The organism is Chitinophaga arvensicola (assembly GCF_900110835.1).
In the GTDB taxonomy this organism is placed as follows: Bacteria; Bacteroidota; Bacteroidia; order Chitinophagales; family Chitinophagaceae; genus Chitinophaga; species Chitinophaga arvensicola.
Window position 1 is genome coordinate 1865500 of sequence record NZ_FOJG01000002.1, and the last position, 22512, is coordinate 1888011.

Sequence of the window (22512 nt, forward strand, 5' to 3'; positions counted from 1 at the left end):
TCTCAGGAGACGCCCTTGCCGTATTTTCCCACCACATAGCCTGTGATGCGGTTTAATATCCGGGTACCGTCATATAAATCAGGTATCCGTCAATATCAGCCTGAGTCAGGGTTTTCTGTACAATACTGGTTCCGCTGGTAATACCAGACAGAATTTCTACCATGATAAAATCGCCGGGATAAAAGTATCTCTCATCACTCATCCCGGAAGGACAATTCCAGAATATAAAAGCAGGCGTACCAATATTACTGTCTGCCCAGATATCACCCTGGTAATTTCCCTGGCATACATTCTTCGTGCCTACCATCACCACTATCTTGGCCAGACCACCATCACCACGACGCATTAAAGGACTATAGGCAGCCCCGGGAGCCACCCAGTTGTTGCGCAGATACCAGAGCGCATGTTTTGCAGCGACTTTAACAGTAACATCATGCTTTGACATGGTAGCCTGCGCGGGACCAACCATCAGCAAAGCGATACAGGTCAACAGGGCGAATGACAGCGAAAATAACTTCTTCATTTTTGTGGATTTAAAGTGAGGGTTTGGGTTGAATTGTTTTGTGGTTATCAAATACGGCATCACGGAGGCATGGCATGAAAATAAACCGGCACAAACAATTTACCAACCAGCGGATTTAAATAAAATTATTTAAAAACAAATAGGCATGAAAACCTTATCTGCAAAGGATTAACAAGGATCATAACAACGATGATAATCTATTAATAACCGGATTAACAAAGTAGCTAATTATGCTTCCCGGATCATCATACTTATCATATACCAGCGTATAAAAAAATAGTTTTCCTCAGAAAGTAGCTACCAGACAAAATTATCCTGTCTATCCCCAAAGCACATCTGTTAATTTTTTGGCGCCATCAAATTCCATAGCAAATAAACCCGTAATTTCCATTTCTATGGAAACAACGATCGCAACGCTGGATCAACAGCTCCGGCAAACAAGACCAGCGTATTACGCCTCCCTTCAGGAAGGGCTGACAGAAGACGCCATCCAGGCGCTGGAAAATCAATATCAGCGCCAGCTACCGGATGATCTGAAACAGTTATACAAATGGAAAAACGGGCAAGCGGACGACAACTACGACGCGTTCCTCAATAACAGCCTGTTTGTACCACTGGAACAGGCCCTGGACACAGCGGCAGAAAACATTTCCATGATCGGATCTGATTTTGAAGTGGCCAACTGGTGGCACGCGGGCTGGATTCCTCTTTTCCATAATGGTGGAGGTGACTATATCTGCTATGATACCACCGGCGTATTTACCGGTACAACCGGACAGCTGATTGAATTCTGGCACGCTGATGATGATCGCAACGTAATAGCACCCTCGCTCGCGGCGCTACTGGAACAGATCTCCCAATACTACGCCACCACCCCGCCCGCTTCATTTGATGAATACTTTGAGGTAAATGACCTGCCCGGTTACCCTCAACGGTTCAAGGCTGAAGGAAGTCTCTGACCAGGCTCATATCTTTAATTTTATTATTATATCTTGCGGAACACCTACACATCATTTCTACATGTATTACAGACTTACAGCCCTGCTGCTCCTACTGCCTGTATTCCTGCAGGCACAGATAAAACATGCCTCTCCTGATGTTCACCTTCTTTTTACAGCGGGCGTGGCCAGTGGATTAATGGGCGGACTATATGACGGGTTTTACCCTATCGACTCCCTGAAAAACCAGGGCGATTTTGGCCTGGGAGCGCCAGACAAACTGGATGGCGAGTTACTGATACTGCACGGAAAAATTTACCAGACCCAATACACCGGAAAAACATTTGAAGTGCTGGATCATCAACAGCGCGTTCCATTTTGTATGGTTAACTTTTTCAAGGCAGCAATAGTGCTGCACGTGAAGCAACAGATGGATAAAGGCACCTTTTATCATTACCTCGACAGCCTCCTGCCTAATGTAAACGGAATGTATGCCATTCATGTAAAAGGCAGGTTCCCCAATGTAAAAACGCGGGCATTCCCACCGGTGAATGAACAACCTTATCCGCAACTGGCGGGCATGCTGGATCTCCAGCGCTTTTTCCAGCTCAAAGAAACCAGTGGAGACCTGGTAGGATATCGTTTACCTGTGTATATGGACAACACCAATATCTCCGGTTATCATTTTCATTTTTTATCCGATGATAAAAATACAGGCGGGCATATTGTGGATCTGACCACGGGGGATATTACCATAGAAATTTCCCCGCTCGACAGCTACACGGTGAAAGTGCCTGCCACACCTGCCTTTAATCATTTCGACTTTAAGAAAGACCGGCAGGAAGATATTAAAAGTGTAGAAAGAGGCGCCATCAAATAGCATCCGTCTTTTCCTTTCCACTCAACACGAACACACGGTACATCACGCCTGCGCTCATGAGGATCAGCAATCCGTAACTGAGCGACAGGTTGATCCCGCTGCTGGCGGGCAAGGCATATATCAGTGCATAGCTCAGAACAGACACTATCACGTAACTTAAGCCACCGGTGAGGCCACCGGCAATCCCCGCATTTTGGGGAAATCGCTGCAAACAAAATGTGAAGTAGTTGTTGTAGGTAAATCCTGCGCCTACATGCACCAGGAAAGCGAACAACAGCACCGTCCACAATTGCCCGAACAGCCAGAAAAACAGCAACAACGCCCCGGCAGACGTCAGCTGCAACGCCACGTTGGCACTCATTTTTGCCACAAAAGGCTTATTGATCAGCCCTTTGCCAAGAAAGCCTCCTACCATCCAGGCAAAGCCCAGGAACAGCGAGCAATAGCCGGTGATGACCGGCGAAAGACCAAAATGATGCTCAATGATAAATGGCCCCGACATATTGTACACCATCACCATGGAATAAGCCAGTCCCAGCATCATAATGCCCAGTGTGAAACTACCGGTACGAATCATACTGGTGTAAATTGAAAGGATCTTTTCGGGATGAAAGGCTGTTTTCTGCTTAATGGTTTCCCCGCTGAAAAGCAGTTCCATCAGGAATAATACTGCCGCATATCCACCCAGGAAATAAAAATTCGACTCCCAGCCAAAATTCACTTCCAGGTAACCGCCAATGAAAGGCGCTATGATGGGTCCGGTGGACCAGATGATTGTAAAAAAGCTGAGATAATGTTTTAGTTTCTCTCCCGCATACAGGTCCACAAAAAAGGCCCGTTTACTGACCACCATAGCCGCCATGGTAATCCCATGCAATACCCGCATGGCATAAATCACGTAGATACTATGTGTATTGGCGATGGTGACACAGGACAGACAAAAAATCAACAGCGCCACCAATGATATTTTATACCTCCCGTAGCTATCAAGGAGTCCGCCGATAAAAAGCTGCGACACTCCGTAGCTGATCAGAAAAATGCTCAGGGTAAGCTGGGCCTGGCTATCGGAGATACCCAGTGCACTGGTCATTCCCGGCAGTGATGGGATGTAAACGTCTGTTGCAAATCCCGACATGGGAATCATCGCGAAAGCGAAGAGGGTGGCAATGCCAATATTACTTTCCTTTATTCTCGTTTGTGTTGCAGTGCTGGTAGTCATTTTTACAGTTGCTGGTGATTCAAGGACTGCAAAATTAGGACTAATGATTAACTTACAATTATCTTTATTTGTGGAAACAATCTTTTAACATGATCACTGTTGTCGACCCACAATTACTGGAAACCTGGCTTACCGGCTGGTCTTTGTCGCGGGGGCTTCCCATACCGGTTCCCGACCATGGCGGTTTTCGGGTAGATGTAGGCTGGCCGGACCAACAGACGCGTTATGTTTTTGCCGGTCCTGGCGAAAGGCTACAACATTTGGCCGCTACGATCCGGGATCCATGGATCTTCCTGAAAGTTTGTGCTCCTGTAGCAGTAGTACGGGCCCTACTACCGGATCGCTGGGTAATTGAATCGCCCGCCTTTATGATGATCTGCCCCACTCCTATGACCGGGCCTTCAGCAGAACTCCCAGCCGGTTACCAGCTGGATACTGATATGCAGACGTCCGTTCCCGTAGTAAGGGTGCTCACCACCGGCGGACAGGAAGCTGCCATTGGTCGTATTGTGTTCGTAAATAATATGGTCATTTATGACAGGATTGCTACCCATCCCGATCATCAGCGCCGGGGCCTTGGTACGGTGATCATGAAAAGCCTGGAAGGTATTGCTGCGGCGAATGGTATCACCCGGGGCGTATTGGTAGCTACGAGTGCAGGAAGAGCATTGTATGAAACTTTGGGCTGGCAGTTGTATGCACCGTATACTACAGCGGTGATCCCCGGTGGGATTGTTGGATGATCATCTCTTTTACGCATGCCCTGTTACCGGGTGCAACGCTGGCCCTTTACATCATACAACGCTTACAAGACGTGAACACAAAAACTTCAAAATAAAAAAACCAGAAAGCCGGCGCTTACCGACTTCCTGGTTCATTTTTATAAACAAGCCTGGCTTCCCTATCTCCCGGAATAAATAATCAACAGCAGACCCGCCGCAAAAAGCAGGAACATCGCTGTTATCCAGCCATTGGTGCCTTTGGGCGCCTGCCTGAATTCTTTCCATACAAACACCCCCCAGAGCGCGGCTACCAATGTAGCCCCCTGCCCAAGTCCGTAAGAAACAGCGGCACCGGCCTTGCCGGCGGCAATCAGGCTGAGTGAATTACCCAGTCCCCAGATAGCACCACCCAGCACACCCACCAGGTGCGTGGAAAATCCGCCCTGGAAATAAGCAGCATATCCCGTTGGAGAGCCCGTAAAAGGACGCTTCATCAGAATGGTGTTGAACAAAAAATTGCTAAGAAAAATACCCGTTGAAAATACAAATACGGCAGTATAAGGTGTCATTTTCCCTGCCGCAGGATGCACAAAATCTTCCAGGTCCATCGAAGCAGCAATAAAGCGGTAAAAAAAAGACATCAGTACACCCGCTACTATAGACAATATGATGCCGGTAGACGATACCTTGCTGTTTTCTGTTGCGGTTTTACGATAGGCCACGGCGTTCACAATGATCGCAGCCGTTACCAGTGTCACGCCAGCAAAAAGCCACAGCGGATCACCTTTGGCGGCGCCAAAGTAATTGATCAGCACTCCTAATACCAGCGCCAAACCGATACCAACCGGAAAAGCGACCGACATACCTGCAATGGCAATAGCTGCGGTAAGCAGAATGTTGGCAGCATTAAAAATCACGCCCCCCAATAGTGCGCTGCCGATATTGATGGCAGCCGCCTGCGACAGATCGGCCAGAAAACCACGGCCGCCCGCTCCATGACTTCCCAGTGTGAAGGCCGACAACAGCGAAAATAATAAGATGCCTACCACATAGTCCCAGTAGAATAATTCAAAGCGCCAGGTTTTCCCGGCCAGCTTCTGTGTATTGGCCCAGGATCCCCAGCACAACATCGTTACCACACATAACCAAACGGCGGTACCATAATTCTGTACAATAAACATGCGTTGTGGTTTTATAATTTTATTGCTTCGGCTGATGCGCCATCAGCTGTTCTATGAGCGATTGTACTTCCTGTGGCGACTGCTTCTCTACCAGGTAATCATGACCACTGCCGGTGCTGTCCCAGGTATTACTGCCATCTGCGGCTACTTTAATTTTGCCTGGCTGCAAAGTATAATAGGGCGCATAACCACGCACGGCCACCAATACCGCAGTTTCATCCCAGCTCATCCTGCCCTGCGCATCATCTTTCGATTGCGGAATACTGATCCTGAACACATCTTTCACAGGACTGTGCTGAATGCTTTCATTCTGAGATAAAGGCAGACCTGTTCTTACATTCCAGCCGATCTCAAAACCGGAAAAGACAACTTTTGTAGGCCAGTTATTGAATACCGCTACTGAGGCGGTGGAATCTTTAAACACATTGTATTCCCTTCCTTCCGGAAATTTCCCCGCCATACTCACCAGCAGCTTTACTTTCCTGGTAACCAGTTCCCGGCCGCTGAGCGGAGAAATCTGATCCGCAGGGGATTGCAGCAGCTTATCAAGATTGGTCAGAAAACCCACCGTCACGATGGTAACGCTCTGATCGGGCTGCTTCGACAGCACTTTTCTGTACACCGTTACCGCATCAGGAACATCGCTGTTTTTTTGAATGGCATGCGGATAGTTGGCCAGGATGGTATCTGTCCAGTGTTGCGTATCACGGTCTGCCACAGCGTTTCCTGCAGGTACCCCGATGGGTATATCCGGACGTCCGAAGTAGGTATTGTATACATTCAATACCGCAGCTATGCCTTCATATTTATTACTGGCAATGGTAGCCAGGATCTTTGCCTCCCCTGAATCGGCCAGGGCATGTAGTAACGCGATAGCCCCTACGTCATCGTAGTCAGGACCGATATCGGAATCAAAAATAATGGCCGTGGCATTGTCTGTGGCTTCTTTAGCATTGCCGGAACTGGCGCAGGCGGCCAGGAAACTGATGATGGCCAGCGACAGCAACGCTATCAGTGATTCTTTTTTGTGGAATTTCATACAGGCGTTTGTTTTAATTGTCAGAAAGATGAATATAATAATTTGATGTTTACTTTTTCCGGGAGATGTGTTAACGCCAGCCACTGTTCTGTTTATAAAGACCATTACTCAGATCTATCTGTTGTGTGGGCACCGGCAGATACTCGTCCCTGTTTTTAGTAAAATGGCCGATCTTCAGGTAACTCCGGCGGGTACTTTCCACTTCAAAATATTTGTTCAGCACCTCCGCAGCAATCCCCCATCGTACAAGGTCGAAGAAGCGGCTGCCTTCCATTCCAAACTCCAGCCGCCGCTCCCATTGCAGGGCTTTGCGGGCATTGGCCTGTGTCCAGTCGATATTCTGACCCGGCTTATATAACTCCACATGATAATTCGAGTAGGGATGACCGTTAGCATCCACAAGCATGCCCACACTTTTCTTTGCACGCTGACGCACGGAGTTGATAATATCCAGGGCTTCGTTCTGGCGGCCCAGCTCAATAAGTGCTTCTGCTTTCCATAACAGCACATCGTCGAACTTAATGATATCATTATTCATGGAGCTGGCCGGATAGGCATAGCCCTTGGCCGTAGTAAGACAAGGACAATCGGCCTGCACAACAGATTTCATCCCGGAAAAAGGCCCGTACAGTTCAGGGCCACGCGTCCAGGTGCTGGTCTGATAAATGATCTTATTCTGGTATTTAAACGGGTGGCTGGGTAAGCCAACGGTATGGTCTATACGCGGATCGAAGGAATGTGTCTTGAAATCAGCCGAGTCCTTCATTTCCACATTGTTGAATGTTTCAAACAAGGGTAACCCGTCGGCGCTGGTCTGGAAAGCATTTACCAGGTTCTGACTTGGACGGTGAAAAGAACAACAGCCATATGCCGGGTACATGGGGTAATTCAGGGCGGTAGACATATCAATGCGACCTACTTCTGATCCGTCGTTTAAAGATCGCTGCACCGCGAAGAGCGACTCTTTGCCATTTTCAAACTGCCACAAATAATTCTTTGCATAATCATCCGACAGATCATATTTGCCCGCACTGATTACCTCGTTGGTGAGTGTTACCACTTCCGTTAAACGCTCCGGATTAATACGGGTTACGTTGTTCTGTTCATCCTGCTCATAAGCCTGGTACAGGCGCGTTTTAGCGAGATAAGCCCTGGCGGTATAAGTATTGGGACGACCGATCTGCTCTGCCTGCGGAGGCAGGTTGTCTGCAGCATCCCTGAAATCTGCTGCTATCTTATTCCATAACTCGTCATTGCCGTATTGCACATTAGACACCGTGTTGATGCTGTCTGTTGATAACGTCTCATCGATATACGGTACTTTTTTAAAGTGACTTTTTAACAGGAAATAAAAATGGCCACGAATAAATCTCATTTCGGCGCGTCGCAACGCTTTTGAAGGATAATCCCCGTCGCTTAACCTGTTAATCCCTTTCAAAGCCAGATTGGCACGTTGTACCCCTATAAAAAGCCGGGTCCATAACAGGTTACCACGACTTTGGTTTTCCTGGATGGTAGAGAATACTTCGTATTGGGTAAACTCTCCCTGGTCGGCCGTACCGAGGCCTCCTTTATAGGCATCGTCTGAACGCACACTCCCATATACCCAGGCGCTGGTATAAGGTACCTCCCAGTGGTCGTTACCAAGACTTGCATAAGCGGCGATCACCAGTTTCTCTACGTTTTCAGGCGTATTGAGATCATCGGCTCCCACCACACCTTTGGGTGGCACATTCAGAAATTTGCTGCAGGATGCTAACATGCAAACCAGGCTGATATATAACAGGCTCAATTTTATATAATGTTTCATAACGCTGCTGTTTAACATTTAAAAGGATAAATTGAATCCGAAGGTGATCTTCCTCGGACGGGGAAAGCCATAGCCAGAGTCTTCAGGATCAGGTGAGGTAAAAGACCTGCCTTTCATCGTCAGGAGATTTTGTCCGGTTACATATACCCTGACCGGGTTTAAGTGCCGGATATTTTTGATGAGATAGCCGAGGCTGACCTCTCTCAGCTTCACATAGGCACCGCTGGCAATGAAGTACGACGATTGTCTTCCTTCATTGTTGTTATCAGACAGCGTTACCGCAGGGATAGTAGAAGTGGTGTTTTCCGGTGTCCAGGCATCCAGGGTACGTTTACCATAGTTGGTGCCTGCCCACAAATCCGTGAAATCAGAAAACCTTTTACGTTCATCATATACTGAGATACCCGCTACTCCCTGGAAAAAGATGGATAGTGTGAATCCTTTGTATTCGCCCTGAAGATTTAAGCCGAAGGAATACAGGGGCGCTGCTACCCCGAGGTAGCGTTGATCCAGAGTATTGATGACGCCATCGTTGTTTAGATCTGCGTACCGGATACGACCGATGCCTTTCCCCGGTTGGTCGGCGCTGTTGTCTACCTCTTTCTGATTCTGGAAGAGGCCATCTGCCACGTATCCGAAAATAGAATTCATGGATCGTCCCAGTATAGTTTGCTCTGAGTTGCCAGGGTAGGAATGTACCACGTTTTCAGGCAGGTCCGTGATCCTGTCGAGGTAATGGCCTACGTTGCCGGTCACTGCATAATTGAAGGCGCCCACCTGATCCTTGTAGCTGACAGCTATTTCAAAGCCTTTTGTTTTCACAGCAGCCCCATTCACGAATTGTGTACCACCTTCTCCCTGGGCCGCCAGGTAGGCGGGTGAAATGAGGATGTCTTTTGTAGCACGGTTAAAATAATCGAAAGAAGCCGTTAACTTCTGTTCAAATAAACCCACATCCAACCCGATATTCTGTTCGGTTGTCGATTCCCAGCGGAGATTATCATTGCCGTTCTGAATCTGCCGGAAGCCGGAAGCCAGTGGCCCGGAATCGGCGCCGGCAATATCGTAGGCAGTGCCATTGTCGGAGGTAAAAGGCATCGCTCCCAGACCGTAGTATGTTTCAAACAGACCGTAGCGGGCCGTATTGGAAATTTCCTGGTTACCGGTTCTGCCCCACCCTGCCCGGAGTTTCAAATCAGAAATAATACGGGTATTATCCCTGATAAAATGTTCTTCATTAATTCTCCATCCGGCAGATACAGCGGGAAAGGTACCAAAGCGGTTGTTTTTCCCAAACCTGGAAGAACCGTCGTAGCGCAGGGTAGCAGAAAACAGATATCTGCTGTCGTAGGAATAGTTCACCTTTCCGAAGTAAGACAGCAAAGAAAAGCCCGCAGCACTACCTCCAACGGTCTGGTTACCGCTGCCCGCGTTCTCTACAAAATAATCCAGCGTTTCCAGCGCGAAATTCTCTTTATAGGTAGAATTGATCGCATAATTATTTCTTACAGCTTCGCTCCCCGCCAGGAAAGTAGCCCTGTGCCTGTTTACATCCAGGGAGTATTGCAGCGTGGTATTGAGGTTCCAGTTGAACTCTTCTGATTTTGAATTTTTCAGTGAGTTTACGGTACGACTGATAAAGCCGGTAGCAAATTTCCGTTGTATGTCACGTATCTCTGTATTCGCATGTTCTACCCCTAAAGAGGCATTTAATTTCAGGTTTTTCAGGATAGATACGTTGGCGTATACATTACCAAAAATGTTCAATGCATTCACCTGGTCCCATTTGTTCAGATCCAGAGTCATCAAGGAGTTAGGATGATCCACAAAACTGCCGTTTACCGGGCCGGAGTATTCGCCATTGGGTAATTTTACCGGCAACACAGGCTGGAGTTGAAGTGCATCTGCAAAGGCAGTCGTAGTGGCGTCCCCGTTATTGATGCCATTGGTGATCGTAAGATTTTCACCGATCTTTATCCTTCCATCCAGGAACTGATGGTGCGAATTCACGCGCAAGGAAAGTTTCTGAAAGTCTTTAAACCGCTCGATATAATTATCCTTCAGATAGCCAAGCGACATAAATGCACCGCCATTTTTACTGCCACTGGAGAGCGACAGGTTGTATTCCTGTATCAGCCCCGGGCGGGTAATAGCGTCGAACCAGTCGGTATTGGCGGAAGGTACACCGGGTGCCAGTTCATCCGGAATAGTAATACCCCTGAGCACAGCGGTACCATCGGGATTTCTTCCCCAGTCGTATTTCACAAAAGGAATATCATCCGGGTTCAATCCATCATTGATAGTGGCCTGCCACTGTACCTTTGCACGCTCCATGGTGTTCAGCAAAGGCGGGGCGGTTACGTATTTTGAATGGGTGAGTTGCGAGCTGAAATTAAATACCGTTTTGCTGACGTTTGCCTGTTTGGTGGTGACGATAATAACGCCATTCGAAGAACGGGCGCCGTAGATAGCGGCAGAGGAAGCATCTTTCAACACCTGGATCGATTCAATATCTTCGGCATTCAGGATCTGAAACGCGCTCGACTTGGTAGGTACCCCGTCAATGATATAGAGCGGATCGTTGTTGTTCAGTGTATTCACACCCCGGATGCGAACAGTAGCGGCACCACTGGGATCGCCACTGGTAGTAATGATCAACCCGGGCACCTGCCCCTGTAATGATTGAATCGGATTAGCTGTAGGTGCATTTTTCAGATTGTCAATAGATACCACCGATACCGCACCGGTAAGGTCTACTTTTCTTTGCGTCTGGTATCCTACTGTTACAATTTCATTCAACTGCGTAGAAGATGCCAGTAAGGTAACAGACAGGTTGGGTTGTCCTTTATAAACAATCTCCTGGTTTTGAAACCCGATGTAAGAAAACACAATAATTTGTTGCGGAGTTACCTGTATTGTAAACCGCCCTTTTTCGTCGGTAGTGGTACCAGTGGAAGTACCCCTAACGGCAACGGTTACACCGGGTACCGGCTGGCCCTGGCTATCCGTTACCAGTCCGGTTACTTTTTCCGCCGGCGCAACGATGCCGGGGATGTTGACAACGGGAGGCGGATACCCCCGGTAAGCATATAATGGCAGCTGGCCAATGAGCATAGCGCTCACAGAGAGGCTGGTAAGCCTCCAGAGTAGTCTTATCTTCATAACGGGTGGATTTGGTTGATTTAACTTTAAGTCATACGTGCATTCATTCGTTTATTGAACCTTCTATCTTTGAGCTGACAGCAATAAATTCATTGCGATAGGGAATAGAGGATTGCGCCCCCATCCTGGTAACGGAGATAGCAGCGGCCATACTGGCAAATTGTACTGCTTCCGGAAAAGTTTTCCCTTCGGATAAGGCTACGGCCAATGCACCGTTAAACACATCACCCGCAGCGGTGGTATCAACTGCTTCTACTTTCTGCGCCGGAATCACCAGTATTTTTCCCTCCTGGCAAATCACGGCTCCCAATGGCCCCATCGTCACCACCACATTTTTCACGCCCATACCATAGATCGCTTTCGCCGCTTTCTTCGCGCTTTCTATATTGGTCACCTTAATGCCCGACAGCATTTCTGCCTCTTTTTTGTTCGGCGTAATAATATCTATACAATTCAGCAGACCCGGACTGAGCGTATTAGCCGGTGCAGGATTCAGGATCACGCTTACGCCTTTGGATGCGGCATAATCTGCCACAAAGCGAACCGTATCCATCGGGATCTCCAGCTGCATGAGCAGAAAACCGGCGCCGGCAATAATACTTAACGCGTCTTTCAGGTCATCGGGGTAAAGATTGCCATTGGCCCCGGATGCCACCACTATACTATTTTCTCCCGCTTCGTCTACGGTAATCAGGGCTACCCCTGAAGGCAGTTCATCATCCGACAATACATAAAAGGTATTGATACCTTCTTCTTCAAATAACTGAGACGATTGTTTTCCGAAAACATCATTGCCTACCTTCGAGATAAAGTGTACATCTCCGCCTAAACGCGCTACGGTAACGGCCTGGTTAGCTCCTTTGCCACCAGGGTTCATAAAAAACGAACCGCCAAGCACTGTTTCTCCGGGTACCGGTATATGACTTGTCTTCACCACCATATCCATATTAGTGCTGCCGACTACAACGATTTTTTTAATGTCCATATGTTTGTTTTTCTATCTTGCTGTTGAAGTAAAAATATTAGGTAAAGGATTCTCATTTTGACCTTTTTTTATTATTTTCCTGTATTCTAACAGTGAACAACCAATACTAATTACATTATAGATAACTGATAATCAACACTATCTAATTCGTCATTTTTCCAGATTCCCGTAATTTCAAAATTATCCCGTTATGTCGCAGGCTGCCGTTATCCGATTAGTAAAGTCTTTATCAAAATCAGAAAAACGACGTTTTAAATTATATACACGGAAACATGAAGGAGAAAAAGAATATCTCACCTTGTTTGACCTGATTGATCAGCATGATATGATCACAACAGAAATGCTGCAGGAGCAGTTCAGCCGTTTTCATACACGCGTATCCATTGATAATGCCGCCAGGTATTTATTAAAATTGCTGACAGATTGCCTGATACAATCCCGTACGGGAGAAGATGATCTCTTTCAGCTGCTCCATGGCATCATGCGTGTACACATCCTGAAGGAACGGAACCTACCGGAAGAAGGTTATAAAGAACTGAAGAAGCTGAAACAGACTGCCGCCCGCACACAGGAGCAATTTATTGAATACCTGCTCTGCCGGGATGAACTCAACTACCTGACAGAATTCAATTTTCCAGGTGTCAACGAAAACAAGCTGGTAGAATTGCAGATGAAAGCCAGAAACACCATCAAGGATATACGTAATACGCACGAGCACTATTCCCTCTATGAATTGCTCCGTTATCGTTTACTGCATACCGGTAAAGCTATTTCTGAGGCAGAGAAAAAGCACCTGAACGACCTGCTGCTCAGTGAAATGAGCATCGTAAATGCCAAAACCAAGAACAGCCTGGAATCACGGAAGCTGCACCTGCTGTTTCAATCTTCCTTTTTCACTAACATAGGCGACTATACGTCGGCATTGAAAACATTTTACCAGCTCAACGGATTGTTTGAAAAAAACAGGGTACTGTGGCATCATCCCCCGCTGGATTATCACTCTGCGCTGGATGGTATTCTCGATAGCCTTCGTACCACAGGGCGTTATGAAGAGATGTCCTTCTACGTACAAAAACTGGAATTACTGGAAGATAAAAGCTATCCCGAGTACTTTTTGTTTATGGTACGTAAAACAGTGATGATCTACCAGTTGGTATGGTTGATGGGAACTGATCAGATAAATGCGGCAACAGCATACATTGAACAGTGTGATATCAGCCTGCTAAAAGCTTACGGGCAGGTGGATGAAGAGCGGCAATGTGAGTTATTCTTTTGTTTTGGACTCGTCTATTTTAAAGGCGGCCATTTCAAAAAAGCCCAAAAATATATCAATGAGATCGTATTAATCGGCAAAGCCAGCTATCAGTCAGTTATTTACCGGGTATCCCGTTTGCTCAGTATCCTGATCCACTATGAAGCCAGCAATTTCGATTACCTCGATTATGAAATCAGGTCATTTAAACGCGCTTTCCAGTACAGCGGAGTAAAGCTAAAGGTGGAAAATATGATCTTCAAAACTATCAAAGCCAGTCCGGATCTGAATTCGCCGCAGAAGAACCAGTTGCTGTGGGAGAAGATTTCCCCGGTGCTGCAGGCAATTGAAAAAGATAAATTTGAAATGCAGTTACAGAAGTATTTTGATTTCAGTGGCTGGATAAAAGGCAAATTCGGGCATCAGCCGGAAACGCGTTTAAAAAAGAAACGGGTTCATTTAACAGCTTTGCGGGAAGAAGGCTCAAAATAGTTCCACAACCATGCTGAAATATTACGGATGAGTACCTGCGCCTCATTATCATCTGTCCAGCGCTGGTCTTTATTATTCTTTGTGCCTGCATAAAAAACATAATCGCCGTGCGGCGCATTCACAAGTACAACTTCCGATCTGGACTCATCCACAGATCCGGTTTTATGCGCAGCCTGCACATAAGGCGGAATACGGGAAAGCGCCCCTTCATCATAATAGCCGTGCGTCATCAGACGATACATTCTTTCGCTGGCGGCCTTGCTGATCACTTCTCCATTGCGGATCTTCACTACCAGTTCTGCCATTTCGCGGGGCGTGGTCATCCCCCAGCCATATATCTTCCAGATGTCTGCCCGGCCCGGGGTGCGTGAGTTAACACGGGTAACATTCAATCCGTATTGCGCCATCAATTCATTGATCCGTTGCCCGCCGCCGGCGAGCGACTGGTTCCAGATAGACGCCGTATTGTCGCTGTAAGACATCATTAAAGCCAGCAATACACTCAGTTCTGTAGCAGTGCTGTCTTTAAAAAACTGCATCAGCCCGGAGCCGCCGTATTTGATAGAGTCCCGGTATAACAATGGCTGATGATAAGTGAGTTCGTTTCGCTCCATTTTATCAAAGATGCCTACGAGAATAGGAATTTTTACGATACTGGCAGTAGGAAAAATGGAATCCGCATGGATGGCGGCATAACGACCCGTTTTAAGATTTCTTACGTAAATGCCTATATCACCATTGAAGCCGGCGATCAGTTCTTTCAAGCCTTTTTCAAGCTTATGATCTTGCTGTGAAAAAGCCAGCGCAGGAACAAGGAGCAGTAACAACAGGCATCTGTACATACAAAAAGAAATGTTTTCCTTAAGATATAACAAAGCAATGGGATTTCATAAGTGCCCCCTAAATGAACAAAGCCGCTGCAGGAGTACTGCAGCGGCTTTGCATTTACATCTTATCTTCTTTAAAAATCGCAGAGTTTGATCAACCCGTTTGCCATGGTCACTTTCCTGGTATCGCCATCTTCTTTGATCTCCACAAATCTTTCCAGGCGTTGCTCACGTGCCACGGTGTAGTCCTGATTATAATAGTAATTAGTGGTTTGCATTACCGGCCCATTCTGAGCGGTATAGGAACCGGTGTATACCTTGGCTGTTTTCAGCTGGTTGAAGCTGTGGATCAGCTGGATGAAATATTTACCGGGTTTCAACCCTTCAAAAGAGAAGCGGCCGTCGGAATTGGTAATGGCTTCGATGGCGTACTTGTTAGCTTCCGTAGACATATACACGCCGGTTTTCTTGCTCTCTTTCTTATCTCTCAGCGCATACCATTCTTCCAGGTAGGGGGTTACGGGAAACAGCATCACTTTCACGCCGGCGGCAGGGAATATAAGTCCATCTCTTTTCGTACAGGCTTTACCAATAATTCTTGACAGGCCACGGCCAAGCGCGGCTTCTGCCAGTTTAGCGTCAAAGGTTCCCTGTGGAAAGATTTCCTGCCTTGTTTTTCCGCCCGACGCTTGTAATTTGCCTCCCAGGTCTGCGTATTTTTTACGGTCGATATTGGCTTGTTTAATATTGCCAATCGATTCGTATGCATCGGCACGGTTAAAATACGCCAGCTGATTGGCAGGATCTGTTTCAATGGCTTTGGTATAATCAGTGATCGCCTGTGCGTATTGTTGTTTATTGTGATGTACCACACCCATATTGAGATAGCCGTTGGAGTAGTTTGGATTAATTTCAACAACCTTATTGAAATCAGCAAATGCCAGTTCCGGTTGCTGCTTTTGGTTCAGGTAAATATTACCCCGTTCCAGGTAAGCGTCCGCATTCTTCGGATCAAGCTGAATGGCTTTATTATAGTCATTAAACGCCGCATCCCATTGCTCCCAGCGCAGATAAACACTGGCACGGCTCACCCGGTACAGCGCCGAATTCGGATCCAGTTCAATGGCTTTTGAATAATCGTTAAAAGCCTGATCAGGCTTTTCTGTCAGCAGGTAAATATTGCCACGGTTACCATAAATGGAAGCATCTTTGGGCGACAGTTCGATCACCCTGGCGTAATCTGCCAGCGCCGGATCGTACATCCCTTTTTTCTTGTACATCACTCCACGGTTGAAATACGCATCCACATCTTTTGGATCCAGCAATATTACTTTGGAATAATCAGCAATAGCGGGATCGTATTGTTGTTTATCGTAGTAGGAATTGGCCCGGGTAAAATATGCCCCGCCATATGCCGGGTTGATAGCAATCGCTTTACTGTATTCGCCGATATCATCCAGTTTGCGCTTAGCATATATTTTGCCGCGTTTTACATAAGACAATGCCAGGCGGGAATTCAATTCTATGGATTTTGAATAATCTGCCAGCGCGGCATCTTCTTTCTTCATGCTTTCCTCTACAATCCCACGGGCATAGTATTCGAGGGCGGTTTTAGGCGATGCCAACAGCTGTAATGCTTTTTCATTGATCTTAGCAGCCTGGGCCGGGTTATTCTGAAACTGATAACAGGCAGCCTGAAAAGCATAATACACGCCATTACCCGGACTTAACCGGATGGCTTCCAGCAGTTCCACCTGCGCGGTTGATAAATCATTATCTACCATCAGTGTGCGCGCATGAATGGCATAGGCCAGCGCATCTTTACGGTCGGCCTGCATGGCCTCTCCGGATAAACTCTTTGCTTTTGCAAATTGCGCCTCCATAAACAGGCTGGCGGCATTTTCTGAGGTGGCATGCTGGCCCGATGCTGATAACGTAAAACAGCTGGTCGTAATTAAAATTGAAAACAGGTTTACTATTCGCTTCACGTGACAATGAGTTAAAAATAATTGGCTTTAATAAATATCGGGCTCCTAAGGATACCCGCGTGATCAGATATGATTTGACTTGATTAACAAAGATATTTTGCGCGCAAATATAAAGTATAAAATATCAAACACTGACAGGATTTTCTACACCCCATACAACTACCTACCTGTTTCCGGGTAGCTGCTGAAATGCCCGGGGAGTTGCCTTTTACCTCCTCATCCCATGATACAAAGAATCCCCTCCGCAGCAACACTACCGGTTTCCAGGTAGCTACCCAAAATGAAACCGTCCACTCCTGCGGAATGGACGGTTTCAACCTATACAACATACCCATCAAAACGGATGATGACGCATCCCTCCATCTACTACCGCCACCGTACCCGTGATATACTTCGCTCTTGGCGATACCAGGAACGTTACCATATCTGCTACATCCTGCGCCGCGCCAAAATCACCCAGCGGAATTTCACGCGCCGCAAATGCCGCCCGGGCTTCGTCCGTAAAGAAACGCCGGATATTCGCCGTGTCTATCAGCCCCGGTTGCAGGCAGTTGACCCGAATACCATACTGCCCCAACTCTCCTGCCAACTGCTTGGACCAGACCACTATCGCCCCTTTCGCCACGGCGGAGGCGTTGATAGTGCGTAACTCATAACTGCTGATCACATTGAGAACAACACCGCTTTTACGTTCCATCATTTGTGGCAGCAGCTGTTGCGTCAGTTGGCGATGCCGGTCGAAGTCGAGCGTCATGCCTGCGCGCCACTCCTCTTCTGCACCGATCACGTCCAGCGGACGGCTGCGTCCTGTATTATTAACAAGTATATCCACCTGTCCCAGGGCCACCAGCGCCGCTGCCGCAATCTGCTGCGGCGCTTCCGGCGCTTCAAAATCCTGGATAAACGTGACCGGTTCCACGCCACCAGCGGCAGCGATCTCCGCTTTCAGACTGTGAAGTAGCGCTTCATTTCTTGCGGTGGCAAATACGCGCACCCCTTCTATTGCCAGTTCCTTTGTAATGGCCCGGCCAAATCCCTGGCTGGCGCCGGTTACCACGGCTGTTTTTCCTTTTAGATACAGATCCATATACTACCCTGTTGATGATGAATAAAATGAATTTTCAGCGGGAACACCACCTGGAAAATTTCTTTGTAAAAGTAGCCGGTACCCGCTAATTTTACGGAGGGTACGGTCAATTGTACGGTACTTACAAATTTGTAACTAATGGCAGCCAGGAAGCAAAACTCAACATACACCCGCAATGAAGCATTTATCACGGAATGTGATCTCACCTATGCGGTCAACAAGATCGGAGGCAGGTGGAAAATACTGATCCTGAATAAGCTGGAAAACGAAAAACAACGATTCAGCGACCTGAAAAAGGAATTCCCGTTGATTACGGAACGCATGCTCACCCTGCAATTGCGGGCGCTGGAGCAGGATGGTCTGGTGAAACGGACGGTGTACGCGGAAGTACCTCCCCGGGTGGAATATGAACTTACAGAAATGGGAATGGCTTTCGGGCCTATTTTTCAACAATTAAGCGAATGGGGAGGCAAACACCGGAGCTTTACAAAAAGTGTCAGCGAGAGCGTGTAATCATTTCCCTATCACCTCCTTGCGATGCGCCAGCCCCCAGTAATGCAATGCTTCCATTACTGTTTCCAGCGATTTCCCGTGCGGCGTGATCGCATATTCCACAGTTGGCGGAAAAGTATCGTGCACCGCTCTTGTCACCAGTTTATTTTCTTCCAGGCTTTTCAATTCTTTCGACAACGTTCTGTCAGAGATACCGTTTACCTCTTTTGAAATCTGCTTAAACCGGCGGGGACCTGCGGAAAGGGTGAACAGGATTAACAACTTCCATTTCCCTTCCAGCGCTTCCAGCGCATCTTTTATCGATAATATATTCTTAGGACATCCTCCTGTTGTAAGCATTGCATGTTGATTTAACAATTGATGACTGCACATTACTATCCCAGTAGATAGCGCTATCCGGCAGGGTAGCATTTGCCCGGCGCCTGCAAATATAAATACTTTTGTTGCCCTAAAACGGATCAGACTATGACATCTCAACAAAAGCATTCCAAACTCGTTCTATGGGCACTGTGGGCTGCACAGGCATTACTGGCAGCCGGTTTCATCTGGGCAGCCGCAATGAAATTATTTCTTCCCGTAACAAAATTATCCGCGATGTGGCCATGGACCGCACAGCTTCCTGTACCACTTGTAAAAGGCACGGGTATCATCGACCTCCTGGGCGGAACCGGCATCCTGCTCCCCTCCCTCCTCCGCATACAACCACGGTTCACGGCGTTCACTGCCATTGGTATCATTGCACTGATGATAGCCGCCGGCATCTTCCATATTGCCAGAGGAGAGGCGTCACTGATCGGTGTGAACATCGTTTTCGCGATTATCGCTACTTTTATAGTATGGGGCAGATGGATCCCCCGTCAAAATTAACACAAGCCATGAAAAATATACATCCGCACCGGCTGAAAACGATCGCAGACTACCACCAGTTTATGGAAATACCTCAACCGGAACACCCGCTGATCAGCGTGATAGACTTCGAATCTATCAAACGCATGGCAGGCGAAAAAGCCGTTCACCTGGTGCTGGATTTTTATTCCATCGCATTGAAAAGAAACTTCAACGGACAAATAAAATACGGCCAGCAGGTCTACGATTTCAAAGAAGGTATTATGACCTTTATGGGCCCCGGACAAGTATTTAAAATAGAAGTAGCAGAAGGCGAAGAACTGAAACATTCCGGATGGATGCTCCTGGTGCATCCCGATTACCTCTGGAATACACCCCTGGCCAACAGCATCAAACGGTACGAATATTTTGGCTACGCCACCAATGAAGCATTACATCTCTCCCCGAAAGAAGAAGGAATGATCACCGGAATTATGCAAAACATTGCACAGGAATACCGCTCCAATATTGATGCTTTCAGTCAGCCAGTTATTATAGCACAGATAGAACTACTGCTCACTTATGCAGAACGGTTTTATCACCGGCAGTTTATTACCCGGAAAATCACTAACCACCAGGTCCTTCACCGGCTGGAAGCATTGCTGACAGAATATTTCAACAGTAACATCCTTGTAAAAAGCGGCCTTCCTTCTGTTCAGTCTATTGCGGATCACTTAAACATTTCTCCGAATTATTTAAGTGGGTTGCTGAAAACGCTGACAGGGCAAAGCACCCAGCAGCATATCCATGACAAACTGATTGAAAAAGCAAAGGAAAAATTGTCCACCACCGATCTATCCATCAGTGAAATTGCCTACGACCTGGGCTTTGAACACTCGCAGTCATTCAGCAAGTTGTTCAAGAGTAAAACAAATCTATCGCCGCTCGCATTCCGGCAGTCTTTTAACTGATTCCTTAGAAACGGCTACAACATTCATAGATTCAACTACCTCTCTTCCGGGAGGAGTGCAGACCTTTGTGTTGTAACACAAAAGAAATCATTATGAAAGTTATCATCACCGGATCATTAGGACATATCGGCAAGCCCCTGGCGGAAGATTTAATACAGAAAGGTCATGCTGTTACCGTCATCAGCAGTAAAATTGAAAAACAAAAAGATATAGAAGCCCTGGGCGCCAGCGCGGCTATTGGGTCTCTGGAAGATGTAGAGTTCCTGGCCGCCACTTTTGCCAAAGCCGATGCCCTTTTTGCCATGGTACCGCCCAATTTCTCCGAAGTGGATCAGATGGCCTACTACCGCCGCATCGCCGGCAACTACGCCACTGTTCTGCCACACACCACCATCAAACAGGTGGTGCATCTCAGCAGTTACGGCGCACACCTGGATCGGGGAACAGGTTTTATCCTGGGCGCACACTATGCAGAAGGCATCTTAAACACGCTATCCGATCTTGCCATTACACATCTGCGGCCCGGCTATTTCTATTACAACCTGTATGCTTTTACAGAGATGATCAAAACAGCGGGGTTTATAGGCGCCAACTATGGCGGCGAAGACAAGATGATGCTGGTGGCTCCCGCTGACATTGCGGTAGCCGCAGCAGAAGAATTAACCACTGCTGCTAGCAGCAGGAAAATCCGGTATGTGGTGAGCGAGGAACAAACACCCGATGAGATCGCGCGTATTTTAGGTGCTGCCATTGGTAAACCGGATTTAAACTGGGTTACCTTCACCAACGAACAAGCCCTGGCCGGTCTGGAACAACGTGGTGTACCAGCGCACGTTGCAGAAAAACTGGTGGAACTGGGCGCCAGTATTCATAACGGCGCTTTAGTGAGTGATTATGAAAAGCAAGGGCCGGTTAAAATGGGGAACGTGAAACTGGCAGATTTCGCAAAAGAATTTGCTGCTGCTTTCTGATAATATGCTGATAAAGCCAGCAGATTGTTCTAAAAACAATTAATAATACAAAGAGGTAATTTTAAGTAAATAGCCGTTCACGTTATAACGTGAACGGCTATACATTATTTCAGTAACAACTTAATCCTTGTTACGCAGGTTCTTCCTGTCGCTGGTATCGATACCGGCACGATCTATATTTTTGATCAGTTCTTTTGCACGGGGATCTGTCTTCGTGAGGTTCAACGGCTCTGGCGATTGTTTCAACAGTGGGATCACACAGAGATACGACACAGGGGGGATCTGGATTTTGTCCTGGCTACGCAGCGTTACCACCGTTTCAAATACGTACACCGGTTGAAGGATGCCCCCATTATTATCGTAATACGATTTCCGGATCTCTTTAAAATCATAGCCTGCTTTTTCTCCGAATTCCTGTGCAATCTGTCTTTTAGCCAGTGCTGTGGCTTCTTCCTGTGAAATCATTTCTTCGGCCTTCACTTCTTTTCTGCCGCCGGTATTCAATTCGCGCCAGCGGCGTATCAGTCCTACTACATCGCCTTTATCCCCTATATTAACCACTATTTTGGACCCGGCTCCTATCACCTGCATACTGTCTACCACACGGGCATAGGTCAAGGTCACCATTTTATCAATAATGGGTCCTTTGGCTGTTTGCGCGCGAACGCCACCGGTATGTACCAGTTTCAGTTCACCGGCATTCTTTGGAAACAACCCTTTTTCTTTCAGAAATTTCTCCCCGATGCGCACTGCATCCTGACCGGAAGGCAGCTGTGGTTTCAGATCTCCCAGGTACGCCTGGGTGAGTTTACTAAAGGCAATGTTGCCATTGTTGAGATCCTGCTCCAGCGTAGTATTTACATCTGCCGGGGAAACAAAGTAGGCTATGTTATCCTCTTTTGATACAAAGAGATCGGTGGTTGGCTGGTTACCCAGGAAATCAGCGATCAGTTTTTTCGTATTATCCGCAGAAAGCGGGGCGCCTTTCTCAAATTCATAGATGTAAACGGCCCCTGCTTCCCCCGTTGGAGGATGCTGCCGGTTACATTTACAGGCAGAAATGCTGACTACACCCAGCAGGATGAAGCAAGCCATATATTTTATTTGCATAACAGACTTTTTTGTAG

20 protein-coding genes are annotated in these 22512 nt (G+C 47.2%); 8 read left to right on the forward strand and 12 right to left on the reverse strand.

Annotation, left to right across the window (positions count from 1 at the left end):
• Positions 1 to 52: 52 nt before the first annotated feature.
• Positions 53 to 523 carry a hypothetical protein gene (locus tag BMW79_RS24960; protein ID WP_089899443.1) on the reverse strand — a complete coding sequence of 157 codons (471 nt, stop codon included), beginning with the start codon at positions 521 to 523 and terminating at the stop codon, positions 53 to 55.
• Positions 524 to 918: 395 nt separating this feature from the next.
• On the opposite strand from BMW79_RS24960, the gene BMW79_RS24965 reads away from it, so the two are divergent.
• Together BMW79_RS24965 and budA are read left to right on the forward strand one after the other, a co-directional pair.
• A complete protein-coding gene (locus tag BMW79_RS24965; protein WP_089899446.1) occupies positions 919 to 1482 on the forward strand; it encodes an SMI1/KNR4 family protein in 564 nt (187 codons plus the stop codon).
• Positions 1483 to 1543: 61 nt separating this feature from the next.
• Complete coding sequence (budA, locus tag BMW79_RS24970) at positions 1544 to 2341, forward strand: acetolactate decarboxylase (protein WP_177192320.1); 798 nt, start codon at positions 1544 to 1546, stop codon at positions 2339 to 2341.
• Here the strand turns inward: budA and BMW79_RS24975 are convergent.
• On the reverse strand, positions 2334 to 3560 hold the full coding sequence (locus BMW79_RS24975) for an MFS transporter (protein WP_089899452.1): 1227 nt from the start codon (positions 3558 to 3560) through the stop codon (positions 2334 to 2336). The genes budA and BMW79_RS24975 overlap by 8 nt on opposite strands.
• A gap of 89 nt (positions 3561 to 3649) precedes the next feature.
• Between BMW79_RS24975 and BMW79_RS24980 the strand changes: the two genes are divergently transcribed.
• Positions 3650 to 4303 (forward strand): GNAT family N-acetyltransferase, encoded by a 654-nt coding sequence (locus BMW79_RS24980; protein ID WP_089899455.1) that lies wholly within the window; start codon positions 3650 to 3652, stop codon positions 4301 to 4303.
• Positions 4304 to 4461: 158 nt separating this feature from the next.
• On the opposite strand, the gene BMW79_RS24985 is transcribed toward BMW79_RS24980, so the two are convergent.
• The 5 genes from BMW79_RS24985 to rbsK form a co-directional block, all read right to left on the reverse strand.
• A complete protein-coding gene (locus BMW79_RS24985) occupies positions 4462 to 5463 on the reverse strand; it encodes a multidrug DMT transporter permease (protein ID WP_089899458.1) in 1002 nt (333 codons plus the stop codon).
• A 19-nt stretch (positions 5464 to 5482) separates the two neighbouring features.
• Positions 5483 to 6502 (reverse strand): nucleoside hydrolase, encoded by a 1020-nt coding sequence (locus tag BMW79_RS24990; RefSeq protein WP_089899461.1) that lies wholly within the window; start codon positions 6500 to 6502, stop codon positions 5483 to 5485.
• 70 nt (positions 6503 to 6572) lie between these two features.
• Positions 6573 to 8312: a RagB/SusD family nutrient uptake outer membrane protein gene (locus BMW79_RS24995; protein ID WP_089899464.1), complete on the reverse strand. Its 1740-nt coding sequence runs from the start codon at positions 8310 to 8312 to the stop codon at positions 6573 to 6575.
• Positions 8313 to 8330: 18 nt separating this feature from the next.
• Positions 8331 to 11474: a SusC/RagA family TonB-linked outer membrane protein gene (locus BMW79_RS25000; RefSeq protein WP_089899467.1), complete on the reverse strand. Its 3144-nt coding sequence runs from the start codon at positions 11472 to 11474 to the stop codon at positions 8331 to 8333.
• A gap of 43 nt (positions 11475 to 11517) precedes the next feature.
• On the reverse strand, positions 11518 to 12459 hold the full coding sequence (gene rbsK, locus BMW79_RS25005) for a ribokinase (RefSeq protein ID WP_089899470.1): 942 nt from the start codon (positions 12457 to 12459) through the stop codon (positions 11518 to 11520).
• A 190-nt stretch (positions 12460 to 12649) separates the two neighbouring features.
• Here rbsK and BMW79_RS25010 point away from each other — a divergent pair, with 190 nt between their 5' ends.
• A complete protein-coding gene (locus BMW79_RS25010; RefSeq protein ID WP_089899473.1) occupies positions 12650 to 14203 on the forward strand; it encodes a hypothetical protein in 1554 nt (517 codons plus the stop codon).
• On the opposite strand, the gene BMW79_RS25015 is transcribed toward BMW79_RS25010, so the two are convergent.
• The 3 genes from BMW79_RS25015 to BMW79_RS25025 all read right to left on the reverse strand — a co-directional run bounded on the left by BMW79_RS25015 (position 14167) and on the right by BMW79_RS25025 (position 18105).
• Entirely contained in the window at positions 14167 to 15045 is an 879-nt protein-coding gene (locus tag BMW79_RS25015) for a serine hydrolase (RefSeq protein WP_089899477.1), read from the reverse strand. The genes BMW79_RS25010 and BMW79_RS25015 overlap by 37 nt on opposite strands.
• Positions 15046 to 15164: 119 nt before the next feature.
• A complete protein-coding gene (locus BMW79_RS25020; protein ID WP_143059267.1) occupies positions 15165 to 17018 on the reverse strand; it encodes a tetratricopeptide repeat protein in 1854 nt (617 codons plus the stop codon).
• A gap of 334 nt (positions 17019 to 17352) precedes the next feature.
• Positions 17353 to 18105, reverse strand: coding sequence for an SDR family NAD(P)-dependent oxidoreductase (locus tag BMW79_RS25025; protein WP_089899485.1), 753 nt, complete (start codon positions 18103 to 18105; stop codon positions 17353 to 17355).
• Positions 18106 to 18243: 138 nt separating this feature from the next.
• Here BMW79_RS25025 and BMW79_RS25030 point away from each other — a divergent pair, with 138 nt between their 5' ends.
• Positions 18244 to 18618 carry a winged helix-turn-helix transcriptional regulator gene (locus BMW79_RS25030; protein WP_089899489.1) on the forward strand — a complete coding sequence of 125 codons (375 nt, stop codon included), beginning with the start codon at positions 18244 to 18246 and terminating at the stop codon, positions 18616 to 18618.
• Here BMW79_RS25030 and BMW79_RS25035 read toward each other — a convergent pair whose 3' ends face one another.
• Positions 18619 to 18957, reverse strand: a complete 339-nt coding sequence (locus BMW79_RS25035; protein WP_089899493.1) for a winged helix-turn-helix transcriptional regulator — start codon at positions 18955 to 18957, stop codon at positions 18619 to 18621.
• 126 nt (positions 18958 to 19083) lie between these two features.
• Between BMW79_RS25035 and BMW79_RS25040 the strand changes: the two genes are divergently transcribed.
• The 3 genes from BMW79_RS25040 (at position 19084) to BMW79_RS25050 (ending at position 21385) form a co-directional block, all read left to right on the forward strand.
• On the forward strand, positions 19084 to 19485 hold the full coding sequence (locus tag BMW79_RS25040; protein WP_089899496.1) for a DoxX family protein: 402 nt from the start codon (positions 19084 to 19086) through the stop codon (positions 19483 to 19485).
• 8 nt (positions 19486 to 19493) lie between these two features.
• Positions 19494 to 20414, forward strand: a complete 921-nt coding sequence (locus tag BMW79_RS25045; protein ID WP_089899499.1) for a helix-turn-helix domain-containing protein — start codon at positions 19494 to 19496, stop codon at positions 20412 to 20414.
• 92 nt (positions 20415 to 20506) lie between these two features.
• Positions 20507 to 21385: an NAD(P)H-binding protein gene (locus BMW79_RS25050; RefSeq protein ID WP_089899502.1), complete on the forward strand. Its 879-nt coding sequence runs from the start codon at positions 20507 to 20509 to the stop codon at positions 21383 to 21385.
• Between the two features lie 120 nt (positions 21386 to 21505).
• Here the strand turns inward: BMW79_RS25050 and BMW79_RS25055 are convergent, their stop codons facing one another.
• Positions 21506 to 22495, reverse strand: a complete 990-nt coding sequence (locus tag BMW79_RS25055; RefSeq protein ID WP_089899505.1) for a hypothetical protein — start codon at positions 22493 to 22495, stop codon at positions 21506 to 21508.
• Positions 22496 to 22512: the final 17 nt, after the last annotated feature.

Coding starts and splice junctions, on each gene's coding strand:
- BMW79_RS25000 (WP_089899467.1), bottom strand. CDS start 11,474: ATGAAGATAAGACTACTCTGGAGGCTTACCAGCCTCTCTGTGAGCGCT.
- BMW79_RS25040 (WP_089899496.1), top strand. CDS start 19,084: ATGACATCTCAACAAAAGCATTCCAAACTCGTTCTATGGGCACTGTGG.
- BMW79_RS25025 (WP_089899485.1), bottom strand. CDS start 18,105: ATGGATCTGTATCTAAAAGGAAAAACAGCCGTGGTAACCGGCGCCAGC.
- BMW79_RS24980 (WP_089899455.1), top strand. CDS start 3,650: ATGATCACTGTTGTCGACCCACAATTACTGGAAACCTGGCTTACCGGC.
- BMW79_RS24985 (WP_089899458.1), bottom strand. CDS start 5,463: ATGTTTATTGTACAGAATTATGGTACCGCCGTTTGGTTATGTGTGGTA.
- rbsK (WP_089899470.1), bottom strand. CDS start 12,459: ATGGACATTAAAAAAATCGTTGTAGTCGGCAGCACTAATATGGATATG.
- budA (WP_177192320.1), top strand. CDS start 1,544: ATGTATTACAGACTTACAGCCCTGCTGCTCCTACTGCCTGTATTCCTG.
- BMW79_RS25010 (WP_089899473.1), top strand. CDS start 12,650: ATGTCGCAGGCTGCCGTTATCCGATTAGTAAAGTCTTTATCAAAATCA.
- BMW79_RS24995 (WP_089899464.1), bottom strand. CDS start 8,312: ATGAAACATTATATAAAATTGAGCCTGTTATATATCAGCCTGGTTTGC.
- BMW79_RS24975 (WP_089899452.1), bottom strand. CDS start 3,560: ATGACTACCAGCACTGCAACACAAACGAGAATAAAGGAAAGTAATATT.
- BMW79_RS25055 (WP_089899505.1), bottom strand. CDS start 22,495: ATGCAAATAAAATATATGGCTTGCTTCATCCTGCTGGGTGTAGTCAGC.
- BMW79_RS24965 (WP_089899446.1), top strand. CDS start 919: ATGGAAACAACGATCGCAACGCTGGATCAACAGCTCCGGCAAACAAGA.
- BMW79_RS25050 (WP_089899502.1), top strand. CDS start 20,507: ATGAAAGTTATCATCACCGGATCATTAGGACATATCGGCAAGCCCCTG.
- BMW79_RS25030 (WP_089899489.1), top strand. CDS start 18,244: ATGGCAGCCAGGAAGCAAAACTCAACATACACCCGCAATGAAGCATTT.
- BMW79_RS24990 (WP_089899461.1), bottom strand. CDS start 6,502: ATGAAATTCCACAAAAAAGAATCACTGATAGCGTTGCTGTCGCTGGCC.
- BMW79_RS25035 (WP_089899493.1), bottom strand. CDS start 18,957: ATGCTTACAACAGGAGGATGTCCTAAGAATATATTATCGATAAAAGAT.
- BMW79_RS25015 (WP_089899477.1), bottom strand. CDS start 15,045: ATGTACAGATGCCTGTTGTTACTGCTCCTTGTTCCTGCGCTGGCTTTT.
- BMW79_RS24960 (WP_089899443.1), bottom strand. CDS start 523: ATGAAGAAGTTATTTTCGCTGTCATTCGCCCTGTTGACCTGTATCGCT.
- BMW79_RS25045 (WP_089899499.1), top strand. CDS start 19,494: ATGAAAAATATACATCCGCACCGGCTGAAAACGATCGCAGACTACCAC.